The 18,826-nt window shown below is 29.9% G+C and carries 20 protein-coding genes; 17 read left to right on the top strand and 3 right to left on the bottom strand.

The features are described from left to right. The first annotated feature begins 99 nt into the window (after window positions 1-99). The 11 genes from AXY43_RS01435 to AXY43_RS01385 all read left to right on the top strand — a co-directional run bounded on the left by AXY43_RS01435 (window position 100) and on the right by AXY43_RS01385 (window position 7,198). The gene (locus AXY43_RS01435; protein ID WP_105410826.1) at window positions 100-492 is read left to right on the top strand and encodes a cytidine deaminase family protein; all 393 of its coding nucleotides are present in this window, start codon (window positions 100-102) and stop codon (window positions 490-492) included. A gap of 78 nt (window positions 493-570) precedes the next feature. Beyond that, window positions 571-1,047 (top strand): hypothetical protein, encoded by a 477-nt coding sequence (locus AXY43_RS01430; RefSeq protein WP_105410825.1) that lies wholly within the window; start codon window positions 571-573, stop codon window positions 1,045-1,047. Between the two features lie 174 nt (window positions 1,048-1,221). Then, a complete protein-coding gene (locus tag AXY43_RS01425; RefSeq protein WP_105410824.1) occupies window positions 1,222-1,455 on the top strand; it encodes a hypothetical protein in 234 nt (77 codons plus the stop codon). A gap of 13 nt (window positions 1,456-1,468) precedes the next feature. Next, entirely contained in the window at window positions 1,469-1,732 is a 264-nt protein-coding gene (locus AXY43_RS01420) for a hypothetical protein (protein WP_023976378.1), read from the top strand. Window positions 1,733-1,889: 157 nt separating this feature from the next. Further along, window positions 1,890-2,825 (top strand): homocysteine S-methyltransferase family protein, encoded by a 936-nt coding sequence (locus tag AXY43_RS01415; protein WP_039771071.1) that lies wholly within the window; start codon window positions 1,890-1,892, stop codon window positions 2,823-2,825. Between the two features lie 112 nt (window positions 2,826-2,937). Then, complete coding sequence (locus AXY43_RS01410; RefSeq protein WP_023975621.1) at window positions 2,938-3,285, top strand: TIGR04076 family protein; 348 nt, start codon at window positions 2,938-2,940, stop codon at window positions 3,283-3,285. Window positions 3,286-3,480: 195 nt separating this feature from the next. Next, the gene (locus AXY43_RS01405; protein ID WP_105410823.1) at window positions 3,481-3,996 is read left to right on the top strand and encodes a GNAT family N-acetyltransferase; all 516 of its coding nucleotides are present in this window, start codon (window positions 3,481-3,483) and stop codon (window positions 3,994-3,996) included. Between the two features lie 429 nt (window positions 3,997-4,425). Next, a complete protein-coding gene (locus AXY43_RS27420) occupies window positions 4,426-4,713 on the top strand; it encodes a hypothetical protein (RefSeq protein ID WP_023975619.1) in 288 nt (95 codons plus the stop codon). A 121-nt stretch (window positions 4,714-4,834) separates the two neighbouring features. Further along, window positions 4,835-5,125, top strand: coding sequence for a MerR family transcriptional regulator (locus AXY43_RS01395; RefSeq protein WP_023975618.1), 291 nt, complete (start codon window positions 4,835-4,837; stop codon window positions 5,123-5,125). A gap of 769 nt (window positions 5,126-5,894) precedes the next feature. After that, a complete protein-coding gene (locus AXY43_RS01390; protein WP_039771068.1) occupies window positions 5,895-6,524 on the top strand; it encodes an HD domain-containing protein in 630 nt (209 codons plus the stop codon). Beyond that, window positions 6,503-7,198: an alpha/beta hydrolase gene (locus AXY43_RS01385; protein ID WP_105410822.1), complete on the top strand. Its 696-nt coding sequence runs from the start codon at window positions 6,503-6,505 to the stop codon at window positions 7,196-7,198. The genes AXY43_RS01390 and AXY43_RS01385 overlap by 22 nt, the downstream gene beginning before the upstream one ends. An 88-nt stretch (window positions 7,199-7,286) precedes the next feature. Here AXY43_RS01385 and AXY43_RS01380 read toward each other — a convergent pair whose 3' ends face one another. After that, window positions 7,287-7,844: a DUF5662 family protein gene (locus AXY43_RS01380; RefSeq protein WP_087701966.1), complete on the bottom strand. Its 558-nt coding sequence runs from the start codon at window positions 7,842-7,844 to the stop codon at window positions 7,287-7,289. Window positions 7,845-8,538: 694 nt separating this feature from the next. Between AXY43_RS01380 and trxB the strand changes: the two genes are divergently transcribed. Both trxB and tpx read left to right on the top strand, forming a co-directional pair. Further along, window positions 8,539-9,447: a thioredoxin-disulfide reductase gene (gene trxB, locus AXY43_RS01375; protein ID WP_023975614.1), complete on the top strand. Its 909-nt coding sequence runs from the start codon at window positions 8,539-8,541 to the stop codon at window positions 9,445-9,447. Between the two features lie 45 nt (window positions 9,448-9,492). After that, a complete protein-coding gene (tpx, locus tag AXY43_RS01370) occupies window positions 9,493-9,978 on the top strand; it encodes a thiol peroxidase (protein ID WP_023975613.1) in 486 nt (161 codons plus the stop codon). A gap of 454 nt (window positions 9,979-10,432) precedes the next feature. Here the strand turns inward: tpx and AXY43_RS01365 are convergent, their stop codons facing one another. Beyond that, window positions 10,433-11,032: an acetate uptake transporter family protein gene (locus AXY43_RS01365; protein WP_012058887.1), complete on the bottom strand. Its 600-nt coding sequence runs from the start codon at window positions 11,030-11,032 to the stop codon at window positions 10,433-10,435. Between the two features lie 693 nt (window positions 11,033-11,725). Between AXY43_RS01365 and AXY43_RS01360 the strand changes: the two genes are divergently transcribed. Next, window positions 11,726-12,742 (top strand): pirin family protein, encoded by a 1,017-nt coding sequence (locus AXY43_RS01360; protein ID WP_105410821.1) that lies wholly within the window; start codon window positions 11,726-11,728, stop codon window positions 12,740-12,742. Between the two features lie 126 nt (window positions 12,743-12,868). On the opposite strand, the gene AXY43_RS01355 is transcribed toward AXY43_RS01360, so the two are convergent. Further along, window positions 12,869-13,486: a hypothetical protein gene (locus AXY43_RS01355; RefSeq protein ID WP_105410820.1), complete on the bottom strand. Its 618-nt coding sequence runs from the start codon at window positions 13,484-13,486 to the stop codon at window positions 12,869-12,871. A gap of 297 nt (window positions 13,487-13,783) precedes the next feature. On the opposite strand from AXY43_RS01355, the gene AXY43_RS01350 reads away from it, so the two are divergent. The 3 genes from AXY43_RS01350 to rpsU all read left to right on the top strand — a co-directional run bounded on the left by AXY43_RS01350 (window position 13,784) and on the right by rpsU (window position 18,595). Continuing rightward, the gene (locus AXY43_RS01350) at window positions 13,784-14,992 is read left to right on the top strand and encodes an aldo/keto reductase (protein ID WP_077306969.1); all 1,209 of its coding nucleotides are present in this window, start codon (window positions 13,784-13,786) and stop codon (window positions 14,990-14,992) included. Between the two features lie 732 nt (window positions 14,993-15,724). Next, window positions 15,725-17,992 (top strand): discoidin domain-containing protein, encoded by a 2,268-nt coding sequence (locus tag AXY43_RS01345; RefSeq protein ID WP_105410819.1) that lies wholly within the window; start codon window positions 15,725-15,727, stop codon window positions 17,990-17,992. Window positions 17,993-18,418: 426 nt separating this feature from the next. Continuing rightward, on the top strand, window positions 18,419-18,595 hold the full coding sequence (gene rpsU / locus AXY43_RS01340) for a 30S ribosomal protein S21 (protein ID WP_012058882.1): 177 nt from the start codon (window positions 18,419-18,421) through the stop codon (window positions 18,593-18,595). The last annotated feature ends 231 nt before the right edge of the window (window positions 18,596-18,826 follow it).

Raw genomic sequence — 18,826 nt, 5'->3', positions numbered from 1 at the left:
TGAAAAGAGAAATGAATAAAGTTCCATCGGAACAGCAGAATACGAGAGATATTGAAGGGTATTATTATAAATACTAAATTAAAGATTAAGGAGAGCAATATGGAACAAATATGGGAAAAGCTTTATAAAGAAGCCATTAATGTAATAAATCCACATGAAATTTCAAGTACAATGTGGGTTAGAAGCGTTGCTTCAGCTGTGCTAACAAAAAGAGGAAATATTTACACAGGGATTTGTATTGATACGACTAGTTCATTAGGAATGTGCGCGGAGAGAAATGCTTTATCAACAATGCTCACACATGGAGAAAATGAAGTAGATAAAGTAGTTTCTGTTTACAAGGATGGTAAAGTTATACCTTCTTGTGGCGCATGCAGAGAATTTATGATGCATCTTGGAAAAGATTCAGATAACATTGAAATATTGCTTGATAATCAAGGGAGGTCAATCAAGCTAATTGACTTACTGCCAGAATATCCAAGATATAAATAGTTTTATTAAATTTGAATTATAAATTCTAATTTAATGCTGCGCATTATAAATAGTAATTTGTAAAGGAGAAAGAATAAAATGAACTATCCTATTCCTAGCCATATTAAAGAGTTTTTTCAATTAGCTGATGCCAATGACAGCGAATATAAAGTAAAAGGGAAATTAAAATGTTCTTGTGGTACTGAGAGCTTTAATGTTTATCAAAGTAACAACAAAATGATTGTAAAGGCGACATGCCAAAAATGTAATAAAGAAATCAGTATTTTTGATGCCGGAAAGCATGGATGGAACGGTTTTGTATGTAAGTATGATTCTTTAGATAGAACCCAATTATTTAAGAAAGTAATTTGTGAAAAATGTAAAGAAGATGCTTTCGTAATATCAATGGAAATTTATTCGCAAGGAAAACAGGATTTTATCGACGAATGTGTCAGTAACGATGATTCTTTTTCAGAAGAAGATTGGGTTAATGGTTTTGAATGGATATGCATTTCGCTAAGTTGCGCAGAATGTAGTAATCATAGTGAGAATTGGATGGAACATGAGACGATGTAATATAATAGTTTTTGACAAATGGAGGTAAGAGATGATTTTCTTTGATATAGATGATACATTATTAGATCATAAAAGTTCTGAATTACTTGGGATAGAATAATTTTATGAAGAGTATAAGCATTACTTTAAGCTTGAAAAAAATAAGAATACTATTTAGATAAAAGGGAGAAAAGAATGATAAAATTAGGAAATGTAATCATCATTTTAGCATTTATAGCCGCTTTATTTTTTGCTGTTATTGCAATAATTAGAGGATATAAAGGGATGAAGATGAGTAAACGCTTTGATACATCAGATAAAAAAATAAAAGTTAGTTATTGGTTACTTTCTGCTATACACATGTGGGTCGGCATTTTGATAACATTGTGTTATTTGATTGCAGGAGTATTCATTTTAAATAAATTATAGGAGAGGTGATATAATGGGATTTATAATTTTCTTTCCATTCTTTGCAGCTATAATTGGAATTATCATTGCTCTTATCTGTTTTATAGGAACAGGTTTGATAATTATCGGTGGCACAGGCATAGCGATGAATAAAATATACTTGAAACAGATGAAAACAAAAGACAGTACAGTAAATTTTTCATTTAATATAGGTTCAATAATTTTAGGAAGCATATTTATATTATTTCCTTTAGGATGTGTTTTATATGGTATTATTTTTTCATTAGCATCAAAATAAGCGTATAAGCAGTGTTTATATAATAAATATAATCAGTAGTAGACTTAATATAAAATATTCTATTGTTATATATGAAATTTAATGAGTGGCTGTAAGTTAAATATCTAGTCAATAGCGTGAAAAATTTTAAAAAGAGTAAATGTAAAGAGGATTATATATGGACTTTCAAACTTGCTTTGATAAATCTTCATCTATTTTAATGGAGGGAGCTTTAGGAGAAAGATTAAAAAGAGAATTTAATATTATATTTGATGAGAAGGTTGCGATGGCTGGGTTAGTTTATAATTCTGATTCAAGACAAGCCATGTGCAGCATTTTTCAAGAATATTTAAAAACTGCTGAAAAATATGAATTACCATTTATTGCGACAACACCTACAAGAAGAGCAAATAAAGAGCGTGTCGTAGAATCTGAATTTACTGAAAAAATAATAGAAGATAATGTGAAATTTCTGCAAGGAATAAAAAGTAATGCAAAGATAGATATGTTGTTTGTAGGTGGTTTAATGGGATGCAAAGGGGATGCATACAAAGCCAGTGATGCCTTATCAATAGATGACGCAAAGGAATTCCATTCATGGCAGGCAAATTTATTTAAAGAGTCGGGAGTAGATTTTCTATTTGCAGGCATTATGCCTGCGATATCTGAGGCAATTGGAATTGCAAAAGCTATGGAAAGTACAGAATTGCCATATATAATTAGTTTTATGATTAGGGATGATGGACGGCTAATAGATGGAACTACTATTAATGACGCAATTTTACATATAGATAATGCTACAGTTAAAAAGCCTATTTGCTATATGGTAAACTGTGTTCATCCAGTAATATTAAAAAAATCTTTATCTTATTCTTTCAATAAAACAAAATTAGTTAAAGAAAGATTTCATGGAATACAAGCAAACACTTCGCCATTATCCCCAGAAGAATTAGATAATTCTACTGATTTGAAATTTTCTGATAGTGTTAGTCTTGCTGATGACATGATGGATTTATATAAATATTTTGTTCCTAAAATTTTAGGAGGTTGTTGTGGAACTGACAATACTCATATAGAAGAAATAGCGAAAAGGTTAAAGTGTAAAAAAGTATGAAATCTGATGCAATTAAAATAAAAAGAAGAAGGCATCTAATATCTCTGATTCAAAAATGGGAAATGAATGTTAAATAATAACAAATATATGAGTTATAATATGGAGGATAATTATGAAAAAATGGTATGATGAAGAGTACGAATGGGAAATTGAGGTAACAGGATTTATTCGAAGTGACCACACAGAGAGGTATTGCCGAAATGGTGAGGAAGTTGGAGATAAGTATACATGCACCTATGGTTGTCCTGTAAATAAGGATGGACAGGGGATTTGCTCAAAAGTAATGATGATTATGTTTCCAATCATGGAGGCTGTCAGAAGTGGTGGAGATTTAGAGAATATTGGTGGAGATAGCAAGTATACTAAAGATGTTGTATGTCCAGATGGCTGCGTTATATTTAGAATGACGGCGAAGAAACTTGAAAATGAGAATTTTTATACAGGGAAGTTTTTCGATTAGGCTTAAATTTATATTATGTTAAGCTTAAAGATAGTCCGAATATATAAATTTCAGTTTAGTAATCTGGAAAACAGGAATTGAAATTTGAATTTTGTTCTATAGTTAGGTGGCAGAATGGAAAATGTACCTTTGAATACTGAATTTGTAAGCATTTAATATTGAACATTATAAATAGTCATTTGGAGATGAATTGATATGAATTTAAGATTATCTAATTTAAATGATTTACCCAGACTTAAAGCTGTGTATGGAAACATAATTGATAATATGAATAGAAACAACATACCAATTTGGGACGAAATATATCCGTGTGAGTTTTTCAGCAAGGATATTGAAAATAATCGCCTTTATTTGCTAGTTGAGAAAGATGATAATATAGTTGGCTCCTTTGCATTATGTGAATCAAATGCTGGAGAAAGTTGTGTGAAATGGGAGAATCCCAACTCTAAAGCATTATATATTGAACGTTTTGGAGTTAATGTTGATTATTCAAGACAAGGAATTGGCAGTATAATGCTTGAGCATGTCATTATACTAACTAAGCAGATGAACGTTAAATATTTAAGACTTTTTGTTATTAATATAAATAAACCAGCCATAAATTTATACCTAAAAAATGGATTAAGGCAGGTAGATGGAATCTATGAAGAAACAATTGACGCAAACATTACATTTCATGAATATGGATTTGAAATAGATGTATTAAGATAACACAAGTTTCAATTTCTCTAAGCAGGCAAAGCTAGACTATTATTATGTTATTAATAGATTTTCTTAAAAGGATTAGAATTATTATATCTCTATTAGTGACATAATGTATTCATAAGTATTTTATTTCTAAAACTTATGGAGGTTGTTGTGAAACTTAAAATGTTCATATAGAAGAAATAGCGAAAAGATTAGATTTTCTGGATTAATTTTAAAATGGAAAAAAATAAGATATACGTCATACAAAGAACTTTCTATGAGGTATGAGCTAAAGAACTTTTACTTCAGGGGAGTTTTGAATATTATAAAGAATTAAAAGAAATCACAGAAAATGAAACAAGTTTCTATAGTGATTTAAAGCAAGAACTTAAAAATAATAATGGTTATCAAGCTAAGAGTATTTTTCTTCAGATAATATTAGAAGAAAATGATTTGGATGAAATAATGGAATATGTAAGAGACAATCCAACAAGTATCGATAGCTATGCAGAAATTTTAATGTCTAAATTTAAAGATGAGGTTATAGAAATTTATAAAAAATACATAATGTTTGAAGCAAGTCGTGCTGTAAATAGAAGTCATTATAAAAATGTATGCAGAATAATTAAAAAATATAAAAAGATTCCAGGAAAGCAAAGTCAAATCCCAATAGTTAATGAATTAATAGCTTTATATAGAAAGAAACCAGCATTTTTAGATGAACTTAGCAGGATTAAATAAAGAATTAAGACAATATTTTTTCGTAAGATAAAATTAAAATATAAATAATAAAATTACCTCTTGACTTTAACCTTAACTGGAAGGTTTATACTACGATTGTCGACAGGAAGGAGAATTAATTGTGTACACCATTGGACAGTTTTCTAAAATTGGGAGAGTTTCAACTAAGACACTTCGTTATTATGATGAGATTAATCTGTTAAAACCTATGTATGTGGACAGAGATACTCAGTACAGATATTATGCATATGAACAGGTTTTAAAACTTCTTTCTATATCTGAATTAAAAGAATATGGATTGAAGTTAGAAGAAATTAAAGCCATTATGGATAAGGAAGATGCTGACTTGCTTAAAAAGTTTTTACAGGACAAAATTGCTGAGATTAATAAGGAAGTTCAAAACAATATATGAATAGTGTGATATTTTCTTGTTATGGAGGTATAACATGATCTTATAATAATTTTTATATTTACCATTCTAAGCACAATCTATATAGATAGATTAGTAAGCATTAAGTTTCGAGATGAAAGAAGATCTGTATGGAAAGCGATACATATAGTTGCTTATATAATAATATTTATTCCTTTGCTGTGTATAGCATACTTAGTATCTGACGGAAACTTAATTGAAATTGGAATATTGTTTCTTAGCATATTATTATATTTAAGCTTTAAAAATATAATAAGCCCAAGATTTAACTATATGGTTTAGCATAATTTAAACCTTGTCAAAAATAAATAAATTTTCAAAGTTTCCATTAAACATTCTTTTAAAGGAACATAGTTTTAAATAAAACTTTTTTTAAATTTAAAAATGAGCGAATTTAAGAAGAAAAAAGAAAAAAAGTTAAGAAGTTAAGAATAAAAAAGGTTAACAATTTATAGGAAACATGGAGGCTTAGAGATGTTGAAAAGCTTTTAAAAAATAATATAATCTGAAAATTTAAAGGATGAAATATTTATTTGTGATATATTTAGCGATAAATATAGATGATCTAATTAATATTTGATGCAGTAAATAAAAAATGTACTACTAGAAAACATAATAGTATAACATTTACAAAACATGCTATAATTTACTTATAAACAAACATAATATTCATAGAGTATTAAATAATGATTTAAGCAACTGAAATCAGGATAATAAATTAGAATTTATATGATACGTTTAGGAGGATAATATGTTTCCAAGTAGAGAAGTGGCTGAAAAAGAATTAGAAATAGCAGGACAATTAAATCAAGGACCATGGACAGAGCATTCTATAAATGTTGGATTAGCAGCACAAATTATTGCTGAAAAATGTAGTAATCTTAATCCAGACAAAGCTTATGTGCTAGGACTTCTTCATGATATAGGTAGAAGATATGGTATAAGCGCAAGAAGACATGGCATTGATGGATATAAATTTATGTTGGAAAAGGGGTGGGATGAAGTAGGAAGAATTTGTTTGACACATTCATTTCCGGTTCCTGACTTTGATAAAGAAATAGGACAAAATGATATGAGTGATGAAGAAAGTGAATTTGTTAGAAAATATATTAATGATTTAACCTATGATGACTATGATAGATTATTAATTCTTTGTGATTCACTTGCTGACGCTCAAGGATTTTGTATGTTAGAAAAGCGATTTGTTAATACTACAAGACGCTATGGAACATTTCCATTTACAGTAGAACGTTGGAATGCAACATTTGAAATGAAAGATTATTTTGAAAAGCAGATGAATTGCTCTATATATGATATTCTTCCTAATATAAAAGAAACTACATTTATGGAGGCGCCATTATGGAAACCACCAGTAAAATAGAAATAGATAACATTCCAGCGATCTTATGGGGAGAACCTTCAGATAAAATATATATATTTGTTCATGGAAAAATGTCTAGCAAAGAAAGTGCACATGAGTTTTCACAGATAGCATCAGAAAGAGGATATCAGGTTCTTAGTTTTGATCTCCCAGAACATGGTAAAAGGAAAGATAAAAACTATCTATGCAATGTTTGGAATGGAGTACATGATCTCGAAAAAATTGGAGCATATGTACAAGAAAATTGGAAAGAAATAAACTTATTTGGGTGCAGTCTTGGCGCGTATTTCAGTTTGCACGCATATAAGAATCTTCCAATAAAGAAATGCTTATTTCAATCACCAATTGTTGATATGGAGCATCTTATATGCAAAATGTTCAAATGGTTCAATGTTACAGAAGAGTTACTTAGAGAAAAAAAGGAAATATATACTCCAATTGAAACTCTTTCATGGGATTATTACAGCTATGTAAAAGAACACTCAATTAATAAATGGAATATACATACTGCAATTATTTATGGATCAGAAGATAATTTGCAAAGTCATGAGGTTATAGATAATTTTTCAAAAAAATTTAATAGCGATTTAACCGTATCAATTGGAAGTGAACATGATTTTCATACAGAGGAACAATCCCGAGCTATCACAAAGTGGTTGGAAAAATACATCTAAACGTAAGCCTGGATTTGCATTCTACAAATCCAAGCTTATAATAGGCTATAATCATAGTGGGTGGCAGCTCAAAGAAAACTAAAATAAACTAGAGTGTTTTACTATAAAATTTTTCTGTATTTTTCAGAATGTTGTTTTTAACATATGTAAAAGTTTTGTCTTCTCCTTCATTGGCGAGTTTATTAAGCAAATTTTCTAAAAGAGCACGTACATCTTCATGTAATACATAATAATGTTTTCTGTTTTCGTAATAACTAAGAGGACTTTCATCAATATATTTTTCTTTTAAATAATTTTTTGAAGCACAAACCCTGTCTATAAACATTTCTACAACATAATTAACAGGCATTTTCATTCCTTTAAGACCTTCTGCTTCATTTACTCCATAATCAATCCAATATTCGAAATGATGCTTATTCCTACCCTTATGATGTAGCCATGCTGATGAATATCCTTCAACAGCTTTTTGAACACCATTAGGACTTGCATACCCCTTATAATACTTTATTCCAGCTGAAAACTCTACAAACGAATATTTAGACAGATCATGAAGTAATCCTTGCTTATATAAACCTACTTTAAAACAATATTTCATAACTAATAGTTTATGATTAGTTATAGTTTTAAAATGATTAATAAAATTCATAATTCTTATTTTCTCCTATCTGAAACTAGGCTTATGTTTAAATCAACTGAAGTAATAAATATTTTTGATTCGAAACACTATTAAGATACTTATCATAAAATTATATTACTAATTTCGGTGAGTTATATTTATAGACCTAGGCTATAGTTTTGCTATATATTTTGCAATTCACAATGCACATTTCACAATTCACAATTACGGATAAAATTCTTATAATATTTTTAGAATTATGATGAAGGATTATTTTTGCAATATATATATTATATATTTTTTGTGTTTAAACATAAAGAGGTTAAACTCAGAATAAGAATAATGAAAATATCTAAGAATTATAGATAACTAAACTAATACCTGAACTTATGAGTGTGCCTCATCGAAATGAATAACACACTTTTGTTCCAAAAAGCTATGAAAATATATTTATGATTTCTGATTGAAAGATATTTCATAGTCTAAGTATAGTTTATGATTATGTTATCTATACACAATAATTTTTTAATAAATATCAAATTTTTTTATTGGAAAACAGTTGACTAATTTTATCAATAAAGTTAATATAATATTATAAAATACAATATAACAAAATTTAATTTTATAAAATTTAATTATTAATTTAGAACAACTTATTGAAATTTTTATAAATTGTATATTATCAAAGAATATATAAATGATTATTAGGAGAGGTGTTGGTAATATGAAAGATATTATTATAATTGGAGGAGGACCAGCTGCCCTTACAGCAGCATTATATGCAGGTAGAGCCGGATTAGATGCATTAATGCTTGAAAAACAATATGAAGGTGGCCAGATAGTTACTACAAATGAAGTGGAAAATTATCCTGGTTTTCGCAGCATAACAGGTTCAGAACTTGCCAATACTATGTATGAACATGCAAAAGATTTTGGAAGCATTATGAAATATGAAGAAGTAATAGATATAAAAGTTGATGGAGATATAAAAAAAGTTATAACTGGTGTGAATACTTATGAAAGTAAGGTCATAATCTTATCAATGGGTGCAAAGCCTAAAAAATTAGGAATTGATAGAGAAGAAGAACTTACAGGTAAAGGTGTATCATACTGTGCTACTTGTGACGGAGGCTTCTTTAGAAAAAAAGTAGTTGCTGTTGTAGGTGGTGGAGATACAGCAGTAGAGGATGCACTTCATCTTTCAAGAATTGCTGAAAAAGTATATGTAATTGTCAGAAGAGATTCACTTAGAGCAAATAAATCTGCACAAAAAAAGTTATTTGAAACAAATAATGTAGAAATAATCTGGAATAGTGGAGTTACAAAACTTAATGGAGAAGAAAAATTAAGTGGTATAGAAATTAAAAATAATAAAGATGGTAAGATAGATAATTTAGAAGTTAATGGTGTTTTTGTAGCAATTGGAAGTGATCCATCATCAGAATTAGTTAAAGACTTAGTAGCTTTGGATAAAAGTGGTTATATTATTGCAGATGAAAGCTGTAAAACAAATGTAGATGGTATATTTGCCATAGGAGATATTAGAGCAAAAGAAGTTAGGCAAGTACTTACAGCTGCTGCTGATGGAGCCGTTAGTATATATGGGGCAGAAAAATATTTGATAAACCACTAAGAAAATAGTTAAAATATAATATTAATAATTTAGGAGGAATGAATTATGAAAGTTAAATTTCAAGGAAATGAAGTAACATTAGAAGGAAGAGAAATTAAAGTTGGTGATACTGCACCAGACTTCGTAGTAACAGATAATGGTTTAAATGCTGTTAATTCGAAAGATTTTACAGGAAAGAGAGCATATGTAAGTGTTCCATCAATAGATACACCAGTATGTGATCTTGAAGTAAGGAAATTTAATGAAGAAGCTGGAAAATTAAACAATGTAAAGATATATGTAGTATCAATGGATCTACCTTTTGCACAAGGAAGATGGTGCGGAAATCAAGGCATTGATGCAGTTCAAACATTATCAGATTATAAGGATAGGAGCTTTGGTAAGGAATTCGGAACTTACATTAAAGAATTAGGGCTGCTAACAAGAGCAGTATTTGTAGTTGACGAAAATAGCAAGGTTACTCATGTAGAATATTGCGAGGAAGTAACATCAGAACCAAATTATGAAGCTGCTTTAAATGCATTAAAGTAAGTTGAATTTTAATTGGGCACTGAGATATTGTTATAGCTTTGCATCCTTTGTGTACCTATAAGATGTCTTCTAAAGAAGAAAAACCAATAAAGATTAAAGTTCTCTAATATTATTTATAGAAAGGAGGATTTTAGTCTTTATTTTTATTCTATAGAAACTTCCCATTAAGGCAAAAGTCTTTAAAAAGTATAATAAAAATAGTTTTATTTTCGTGTAAATTATATCTTTAGATAATTTGTGAACATTGTAGGTCTGGATTATGAAACCTAATAACTGGAAAGTTAAGTTTTAGTAGAAGAAAAAATAAAATATATTCGTATACTAGATTTTTATCACATATGTTTGAAAAAATAGACGCATAAAAAATCTCAGGCTACTGTTGAACCTGAGATTTTGTTCTATGTATACATTTACTTTTTTGATAAATAGAGTAGTATAGTTAAAGTGACGATATCTATTTAATAATTGGACCTGGTGAAGGGTAGATTTGTCTGCCAAAAGCGGTATTAACAATAATTGCAGCTGCAAGATAAATTCCTAAAATACCTGCTATTAATAATCCAAAGGCAGGTATATTTGAAAAAATCTTTGGTAATACTCCTAAATCAATTAGAGAAATACAGAGTGAAGATAGATCTAAAGCTAAAATGATTAGCGACAACACTAATGGTGTTTTGAGGAATGCGGGTGTCCACATAATAAGTGAAATACTAAGTACTAACCATGCCCAACCATCCATACGCGTATCTAGGGAAATTCCGTTAGTTACCGCATTAAATTTAATGAGCATTTCAATTCCACCCGTTAACATAAAAAATGCACTAAAGAATAAAAATGTGTTTCCACCAGTAGTATTACCGCCTTTTAAATCAATTAAGGCAACTACAACTTGTACTACAAATCCTCCAATAAGCCAACATCCAAGAAGTGGTAAGGCTCCGCTTGTTACTCTTCCTGATAATAAGGCAAAAAAGCAGAAACTTGCTACTGCTAAAGCAACTAGGCCTGCGGGACTAGGATTAGACCATTCTTTCGTTCCGTTTACCTGGTTCAATATGATACCCTCACTTTCATAATATTATTTTAAAGTTTGGAGAAAAGATTATTTTTCCATCCTTTAAAGATAATTATATAGGATACAGTACAAATAATCAACGTTTTTCGAGCAATTTTGTTAATTATTTATCACCTTTAATAACCTTTTTTTACTTTATAAGTTAATAAGATAATATTAGTATTGAAAAATACTAATATATGAGTTTCACCGCTATTTCATTAAAATTTAGAAGGAAAAATTAATAATATGTAATATAAAATAATTCTATAGCAATATCGTTCATCTACGATATTGCATAAAAAGCGTGAAATTTATTGTTAAAGTTTTCTCAATTCATTTTATTAAATATAAATGGCTCAATATTCATATAGACTTACTGACTTTGTAAAGAATATGTACACAGTAGAGAAATTTTTCTTATATACTACGTATTAATAAAATGCAATAAATTATTAGAAGCAATATACAAATCATGAAAGCTATGCTATAATTTTGTTAATAAATAATAATCATTATCAATTAATTACTTTTATAAATCTCATTGGATTTATAAAAGTAACACATAATAAAATGGAGAAAATTTAATCAATATATTTTTTTAAAATTAGATAATTCTAACTTGATTGATATTATAGGGGAATTATTAAAGATTATTTATAAATTATATGAAGTATCAAGGGAGGTTACGAAATGGGAAAAAATAATATACTTAAAATAAGCAAGCTAAGTTCACAGTGGCAGACAAGTGATCCTTTTATATTTTGTGCACATCATAAGGATGCTTATCCAAAGGGTAATGGTGAGATGGGACCAGATGCTTCTTTGTATGGGAGAACTATTGGCAACGACTTTAGAGGAATTGATGGATGGAATATGTATCATGGGGATACCATTCCAGGATTCCCTCAGCATCCTCACAGAGGGTTTGAAACAGTCACAATAGTTCTAGATGGATATGTTGATCATGCTGATTCAGCTGGTGCTACAGGACGCTATGGAGCTAATGATGTGCAGTGGCTGACTGCAGGTAGAGGCTGTAATCATACAGAAATGTTCCCTTTAGTTAATACTGAAAAGGAAAATCCACTAGAATTATTTCAAATCTGGCTCAATCTGCCTAAGAAAGATAAATTCGTTGAACCACATTATAAAATGCTTTGGGCAGAGGATATACCCGTTATAAACTCAAAAGACAATAATGGAAAAACAAGTACTGTAAAAATTATTTCGGGTACCTATAATGGTACTAAGAGCCTAGAACCTTCGCCTAATTCATGGGCAAGTAAAGATAATAATCATGTAAGAATATGTATTATACGTATGGAACCTGAAGCAAGTATAGAACTTCAAAAGGTATCTTCAACATTAAATAGAACTATTTATTTCTATGATGGAGAGGCAATAAGGATTGAAGGAACTGATATTGATGTTTATAATAGTGTAAAACTTGCAGGTGATGAAGTTTTAAAAATAGAAAATGGCGCTAAGGAAAGCTGTATTCTGCTTTTAGAAGGAGAACCTATTGGAGAGCCAGTTGTAAGTTATGGACCTTTTGTTATGACATCAGATAAAGAAATTATGGATGCTTTTGCAGACTACAAGAGCACTGGCTTTGGTGGCTGGCCATGGGAATGTGACGATTTTGTTCATCCAAGAGAAAAAGGGAGATTTGCACGATATCCCGATGGAACCACAGAATTTAGATAATATTTTTAAAATAAAATATTAATAATAATCTATAAGAAAAAATTAAAGGCGTCTAAATTTACTAGACGCCTTTAATTAATGTGCAAATATAGACCATTTATCTTAAAGATATAATTAAAATCTATTTTATAAATTGTCAGAATCACCAATCACTTCTGATGAAAATTTAAAGTTAACCTTTAAAGTTTTGTAAGTGTAAATACTAGTAAATAAAGATCCAATACTTCCGCAGATAATGTCCCCCATAGTATCCACTAGACTATTATTTTGGCTTCTAAGACCAAATAATCTATCAGTTGTAAACTCGTAAATTTCCCAAATTCCAGCCATAGCTATTGCAAAGAAAAGGCTAAAAAGAATGATTGTTTTCACATTAAGCTTATTTGTTTCATTTTTATTTATAAGCTCCAATATTAACGAACCTATATAGAAGAGTATAACCCCTGACGACAAATGTTCTATTTTATCAAGATAAGGTATAAATGAATAACCTTTAAATTCGTTAGCAAAAAACATAGTAATAAAAATAAATGCTAAAACAGAAAATCTTAAGCCAGTCGAAATTGGAATTCTACTTTTATTTATTAATACTTTTATAAAAGTTAACACTAGGATTATTAATATGGGTTGAAGTGTTCTTTGCATATCGCCCCTAATAAGAAAATAAATAGAACAAATTACAGCAAGAGCATATAAAAACAACTCAAAGTAGTCATTAAAACCATAGTTTCTTTTAGTTTTCATTTTCTATTCTCCTGTCTTAGAAATTTTTATTTAATATTATACAGTAATTAGATTTCTACATCTTAATCTAAACTCAGCATTTGCTTTACTAGGATTTCAAATGTATTATTTATCATTAAAGCAGTTTACTGAGGGGTAACAACAATATTAGACTAAAATTAATTAACAATCAATTATATTTTAAAGTCATATTTACCACATTTTTCTTAATAAAAGAATATTAAATCGGCTATTGGCAAAAAGTTCAATTTGTTATAATATACATATATTATATAAATTGTTGATGAGGTGGTTGCAATGATGGATTCTGTTGAGGAATCTTCAAAAATGAAATATAGAGAAGACAAAAACGGAAATAAGTTATCAATATTAGGTTATGGCTGTATGCGTTTTACTAGAAAAGGAACCAGCATTGATATAGATAAAGCAGAAAAAGAAATTATGGAAGCAATAAATAACGGTGTGAATTACTTTGATACGGCTTATGTTTATCCAGGTAGTGAGGCTACACTTGGGGAAATTTTAAAAAGAAATAAATGTAGAGAGAAAATATTTATTGCAACAAAGCTCCCACATTTTATGGTTAAGTCAAAGAAGGATTTAGAAAAATATTTTAAAGAACAATTAAGAAGGCTCCAAACAGATTATGTTGATTATTACCTTATGCATATGCTTACTGATGTGCAGACTTGGAACAGATTAAAAGCATTAGGCGCAGATGATTGGTTAAAAGAGAAAGTTCAAAATGGGCAAATTCGTAATGTTGGCTTTTCCTATCATGGAAATACAGAAACTTTTCTTCAGTTACTGGAGGTTTATGATTGGGACTTTTGCCAGATTCAATATAATTATTTAGATGAACATAGCCAGGCAGGAAAAAGAGGATTAAAGGCTGCTAATAAAAAAGGTCTTCCTGTAATTATAATGGAGCCATTACGTGGTGGAAGATTAGTTAATTTATTACCTGAAAAAGCTAAGAACATAATAAAGGAAAATTCAAAGAAACGTACTCCAGCAGAATGGGCATTTAGATGGCTCTGGAATCAGCCTGAGGTTACGTGCGTATTATCAGGAATGAACTCCCTTGAAATGCTTCGTGAAAATATAGATATTGCAAGTAATGTGGAGGTTGATGAATTCACCAAAGAAGATTTTGACTTAATAGAACAGATTAAAAATGAGCTAAATAGAAATATTAAAGTTGGCTGCACAGGCTGTGGATATTGTATGCCATGTCCTAAGGGGGTAGATATACCAGGAACTTTTCATTCGTACAATCTTATGTATTCTGAGAATAAAAAGTCAGGCAGGCATAATTATCTAATGTGTACTGCAGTACGTAAAAATCCAAGCAGTGCTTCACAATGTGTTGAATGTGGTAAATGTGAAAAGCATTGTCCACAGCATATAGAGATTCGAAAAGAACTTAAGAATGCAAGCAGAGAGCTTGAAACACCTGTATATAAAATTGCAAAAACAGCAGTAAAATTATTTAAGCTATATTAATTCTATAGAAAGTCATCCAGTGAAATGGATGGCTTTTGCATTTTTATAAGAATTAAACGCACATTTTTAAGAATAAAAGGAATATTTATAAAAAGATATATTGAATATTTGCGTTTTGTTCTAAAATATGAATGTTTAGAGAAATGGGTGTTTACTTTGGTTTTTTATCAGAGTATTATCAAGGTATAAAGTAAAGCATACACATCGCAAGCAGCATATCATAAAAATAGTCCTTTACATAACTATAAAATTCTCGTTTATAATGAAATCACCAATGAATAAAGCAATATTGATAGCTCATTTTCAAATGTTTTCTCCATATTATGACTCTTGTGGTTACAAATATATTTATAATTTCTAGTGAAGATATTAACTTAAAGTTTCAGCAACTTTGTAAATATAGTCATCTAATAAGTTAAATTATTGTTGTCTAGTAAATGGAAGCATTCTATGTATACGTTTTAATTAAGTTCTCGACATAAAACCTACTTCCAGTTACTAATTAAATAAATTCAGTTAAATAAGTTTAATAATATGATATTTACTTTCATCATGCTTAATGCTAAAGCGCTTTAGTATTAGGTATTAGTGAAGTAAAATATAAAACTTAACCTCAATACAGTTAAGTAAATTAATGTCTTTGTTGCAACAAAACAAGTAGAGTATTTTTAATTAAGAAGCTAAATATTCAAAATATAAGGTTAAATTGTATTTTTAGGAGGTAGTTTAATAATGATTAGGAGAAATAAAAGAATTTTATCATTAACTCTTTCAATGGCTGTCTTTACTACTATGTTTATGTCAACTTCATTTATCACAAAGGCTGAAACTGTAAGTTTAGGAGCAAACAGTGAAATTACCTCAAATGCATCTACAGAAAGTGCAGCAGTAGCAACTAATATTGCGTTAAATAAGTCAGCAACTTCATCTTCAGTTACAGGTGGAAATACTGCTTCTTTAGCTGTTGATGGAAATGCAGGAACCAGGTGGGAGTCTTCTCAAGGCAGCGATCCTCAATGGATATCTATTGACTTAGGTGGAAGTTATAATATCTCAGGAGTAAAACTAAATTGGGAAACTGCTGCTGCAAAAGATTATAAGATACAAGTATCAACTGATAATAAAAATTGGATAGATGCTTATACAAAAACAGGAGGAACAGGAGGAGTAGAAAACATAGCTTTTAATTCTACTGCAACTGGAAGATATATACGAATGCTTGGAACAACAAGAACTACACAATATGGGTACTCTCTATGGGAATTTGAAGTATACGGTACTCCAGATGGTAATACAGTTAACAATGTGGATTTAGGTCCAAATGTTAAAATATTTGATCCATCAATGCCAAGTTCTGATATCCAAAATACTGTTGATAGCGTATTTAGTAAGATGGAGACAAATCAGTTTGGAAATGAAAGATATGCCTTTTTGTTTAAGCCAGGTTCATATAACGTAAATGTAAATGTAGGTTTCTTTACATCTGTATTAGGACTTGGAAAGACACCAGATGCTGTTAATATAACTGGTGCAGTACGTTGTGAAGCAGATTGGATGGGTGGAAATGCGACTTGTAACTTTTGGAGATCGGTTGAAAATGTTGCTGTGACTCCAACTTATTCTTCTAATAATTTAGCTCCAGCAGGCACATTAACCTGGGCAGTATCACAAGCTGCACCAATGAGACGTGTTCACATTAAAGGTGGATTGTCTTTATGGGATCCACTTGGAACTAATTATGATGGAGCTTGGTCTAGTGGTGGATTTATAGCTGATTCGAAGATTGATAATTCAATTACTTCTGGATCACAACAACAATTCTTTACTAGAAACAGTCAAATGGGATCTTGGAATGGTGCAAACTGGAACATGGTTTTCGTAGGGAATAATGGAGCACCTACGGATGACAATGCATATCCATCAACACCAGATACAGTAGTCAGTCAAACACCAGCTATTAGAGAAAAACCATTTCTTTATATTGATGATAGTGGAAATTACCAAGTTTTCATTCCTGATCTTAGGAAGAATTCTCAAGGAATAACTTGGGCAAATGGTCTAGGACAAGGTACATCATTACCTATAGATCAGTTCTATATAGCAAAACCAGATACATCCACAGCTGAAAGCATAAATGCAGCCCTTAGCCAAGGAAAGAACATTATATTTACACCTGGAGTATATCATCTTAGTGATGCTATAAATGTAACAAAGTCTAATACAGTTATATTAGGTCTTGGACTTGCAACTTTGATCCCAGACAATGGTACTGCTGCAATGAATATTTCAGATGTTGACGGAGTAAAGGTTTCTGGAATTCTTTTTGATGCTGGAGCAAAGAATTCACCAGTATTATTGAAAGTTGGACAAGATGGAAGTTCTGCTGATCACTCAGCTAATCCTACAAGTCTTAGTGATTTATTCTTTAGAATTGGTGGGGCAGCAGTAGGAAATGCTGATACAAGTCTAAAAATAAATAGTAATAATGTTATAGGCGATGATTTCTGGGTATGGCGTGCAGATCACGGTGCAGGAGTAGGCTGGACAGTTAACAACGCAAAAAATGGTGTTATTGTAAATGGTAATAATGTTACACTATATGGATTGTTTGTAGAGCACTTTAAGGAGTATCAAACTATATGGAATGGTAATGGTGGAAAAGTATACTTCTATCAAAGTGAATTACCATATGATGTTCCAAATCAAGCATCTTGGATGAGCAATAATGGTACTCAAAACGGATATGCTTCTTACAAAGTGGCTGATTCAGTTACTTCTCATCAGCTTTTTGGATCAGGAATTTACTCATACTTTAGGGATGCTGTAGTATCAGAAAATAATGGAATAGAGGTTCCAAATGCATCTGGAGTTAAAGTACACCATGCATGTTCAGTATTTTTATCTGGTAATGGTGAGATAACACACGTAGTAAATAATACAGGTAATACTGCAAAATCTGGTAATATGAAGCAATCAGTTACTGACTATCCTAATTCTTAAAATTAAAAGCGTATAAATTTCTTGATTTTCGATTCGTAAAAAGAACTCTCATTTTATCTGGGAGCTCTTTTTCTATTTTAGGAACTACCTATGAAGGAAAAGTCTTTACAAAGTATAATAATTATATTTTCGTAGAAAAATATAATGTAATTAAATCTGTAGGTAAATTATAAAACAATATTTTCAAATTATCTTGAATTCAATCACGAGAATAAAAAAATAAATTCACCTGTCAGATTTTTTTTATATGCATTAAAAAGTGCAGAGGGCCACAGAATATCTAGCTTAGAAGTATCATAAGACTTTATTACTAAACTATTAGGGCATTGACAGCATTTTAGTAAATAATGTATAGTATATTATGAGTTTATATTTGTAAACTATTAATGTGGTTTACAATACAGCGCCGGAGGGAGGGATAAAAGTATGTCAGAAATTAAAGTAGGAGAAAATGAATCTCTAGAGCAAGCATTGAGAAGATTTAAAAAGAAATGTTCAATGTCTGGAATCCTTTCAGAGGCAAAAAAGAGACAACACTATGAAAAGCCAAGCGTAAAAAGAAAGAAAAAGTCAGAAGAAGCTAGAAAGAGAAAGTTTAAGTAATAAATTATAGCGTTACTAATAGTATTAACTATTATAATATAAAACTATTTTACTTACAAAAAAGCGACTTCCGCATTTTGTGTCTCGGAAGCATTCTTGGGGAAATTAAAAATTTACAGGTAGTTATTATTTAACTACCTGAATATTAACAGACTAAAAATTTTAGCCTAAAGTTGAAAGTATTTTTTTAAAATTTTCTGCTTTAGGCTCTTTTTATTAAGAAAAAATAAT

Source organism: Clostridium sp. MF28, assembly GCF_002969175.1.
Taxonomy (GTDB): Bacteria; Bacillota; Clostridia; order Clostridiales; family Clostridiaceae; genus Clostridium; species Clostridium beijerinckii.
The sequence above is the reverse complement of the archived record's forward strand: the minus strand, read 5'-3'. Positions and strand labels throughout refer to the sequence as shown.

Excerpts from the sequence above, each read along its gene's own strand:
- AXY43_RS01435 (WP_105410826.1), top strand. The coding sequence starts at position 100 with ATGGAACAAATATGGGAAAAGCTTTATAAAGAAGCCATTAATGTAATA.
- AXY43_RS01430 (WP_105410825.1), top strand. The coding sequence starts at position 571 with ATGAACTATCCTATTCCTAGCCATATTAAAGAGTTTTTTCAATTAGCT.
- AXY43_RS01425 (WP_105410824.1), top strand. The coding sequence starts at position 1,222 with ATGATAAAATTAGGAAATGTAATCATCATTTTAGCATTTATAGCCGCT.
- AXY43_RS01420 (WP_023976378.1), top strand. The coding sequence starts at position 1,469 with ATGGGATTTATAATTTTCTTTCCATTCTTTGCAGCTATAATTGGAATT.
- AXY43_RS01415 (WP_039771071.1), top strand. The coding sequence starts at position 1,890 with ATGGACTTTCAAACTTGCTTTGATAAATCTTCATCTATTTTAATGGAG.
- AXY43_RS01410 (WP_023975621.1), top strand. The coding sequence starts at position 2,938 with ATGAAAAAATGGTATGATGAAGAGTACGAATGGGAAATTGAGGTAACA.
- AXY43_RS01405 (WP_105410823.1), top strand. The coding sequence starts at position 3,481 with ATGAATTTAAGATTATCTAATTTAAATGATTTACCCAGACTTAAAGCT.
- AXY43_RS01390 (WP_039771068.1), top strand. The coding sequence starts at position 5,895 with ATGTTTCCAAGTAGAGAAGTGGCTGAAAAAGAATTAGAAATAGCAGGA.
- AXY43_RS01385 (WP_105410822.1), top strand. The coding sequence starts at position 6,503 with ATGGAAACCACCAGTAAAATAGAAATAGATAACATTCCAGCGATCTTA.
- AXY43_RS01380 (WP_087701966.1), bottom strand. The coding sequence starts at position 7,844 with ATGAATTTTATTAATCATTTTAAAACTATAACTAATCATAAACTATTA.
- trxB (WP_023975614.1), top strand. The coding sequence starts at position 8,539 with ATGAAAGATATTATTATAATTGGAGGAGGACCAGCTGCCCTTACAGCA.
- tpx (WP_023975613.1), top strand. The coding sequence starts at position 9,493 with ATGAAAGTTAAATTTCAAGGAAATGAAGTAACATTAGAAGGAAGAGAA.
- AXY43_RS01360 (WP_105410821.1), top strand. The coding sequence starts at position 11,726 with ATGGGAAAAAATAATATACTTAAAATAAGCAAGCTAAGTTCACAGTGG.
- AXY43_RS01355 (WP_105410820.1), bottom strand. The coding sequence starts at position 13,486 with ATGAAAACTAAAAGAAACTATGGTTTTAATGACTACTTTGAGTTGTTT.
- AXY43_RS01350 (WP_077306969.1), top strand. The coding sequence starts at position 13,784 with ATGATGGATTCTGTTGAGGAATCTTCAAAAATGAAATATAGAGAAGAC.
- AXY43_RS01345 (WP_105410819.1), top strand. The coding sequence starts at position 15,725 with ATGATTAGGAGAAATAAAAGAATTTTATCATTAACTCTTTCAATGGCT.
- rpsU (WP_012058882.1), top strand. The coding sequence starts at position 18,419 with ATGTCAGAAATTAAAGTAGGAGAAAATGAATCTCTAGAGCAAGCATTG.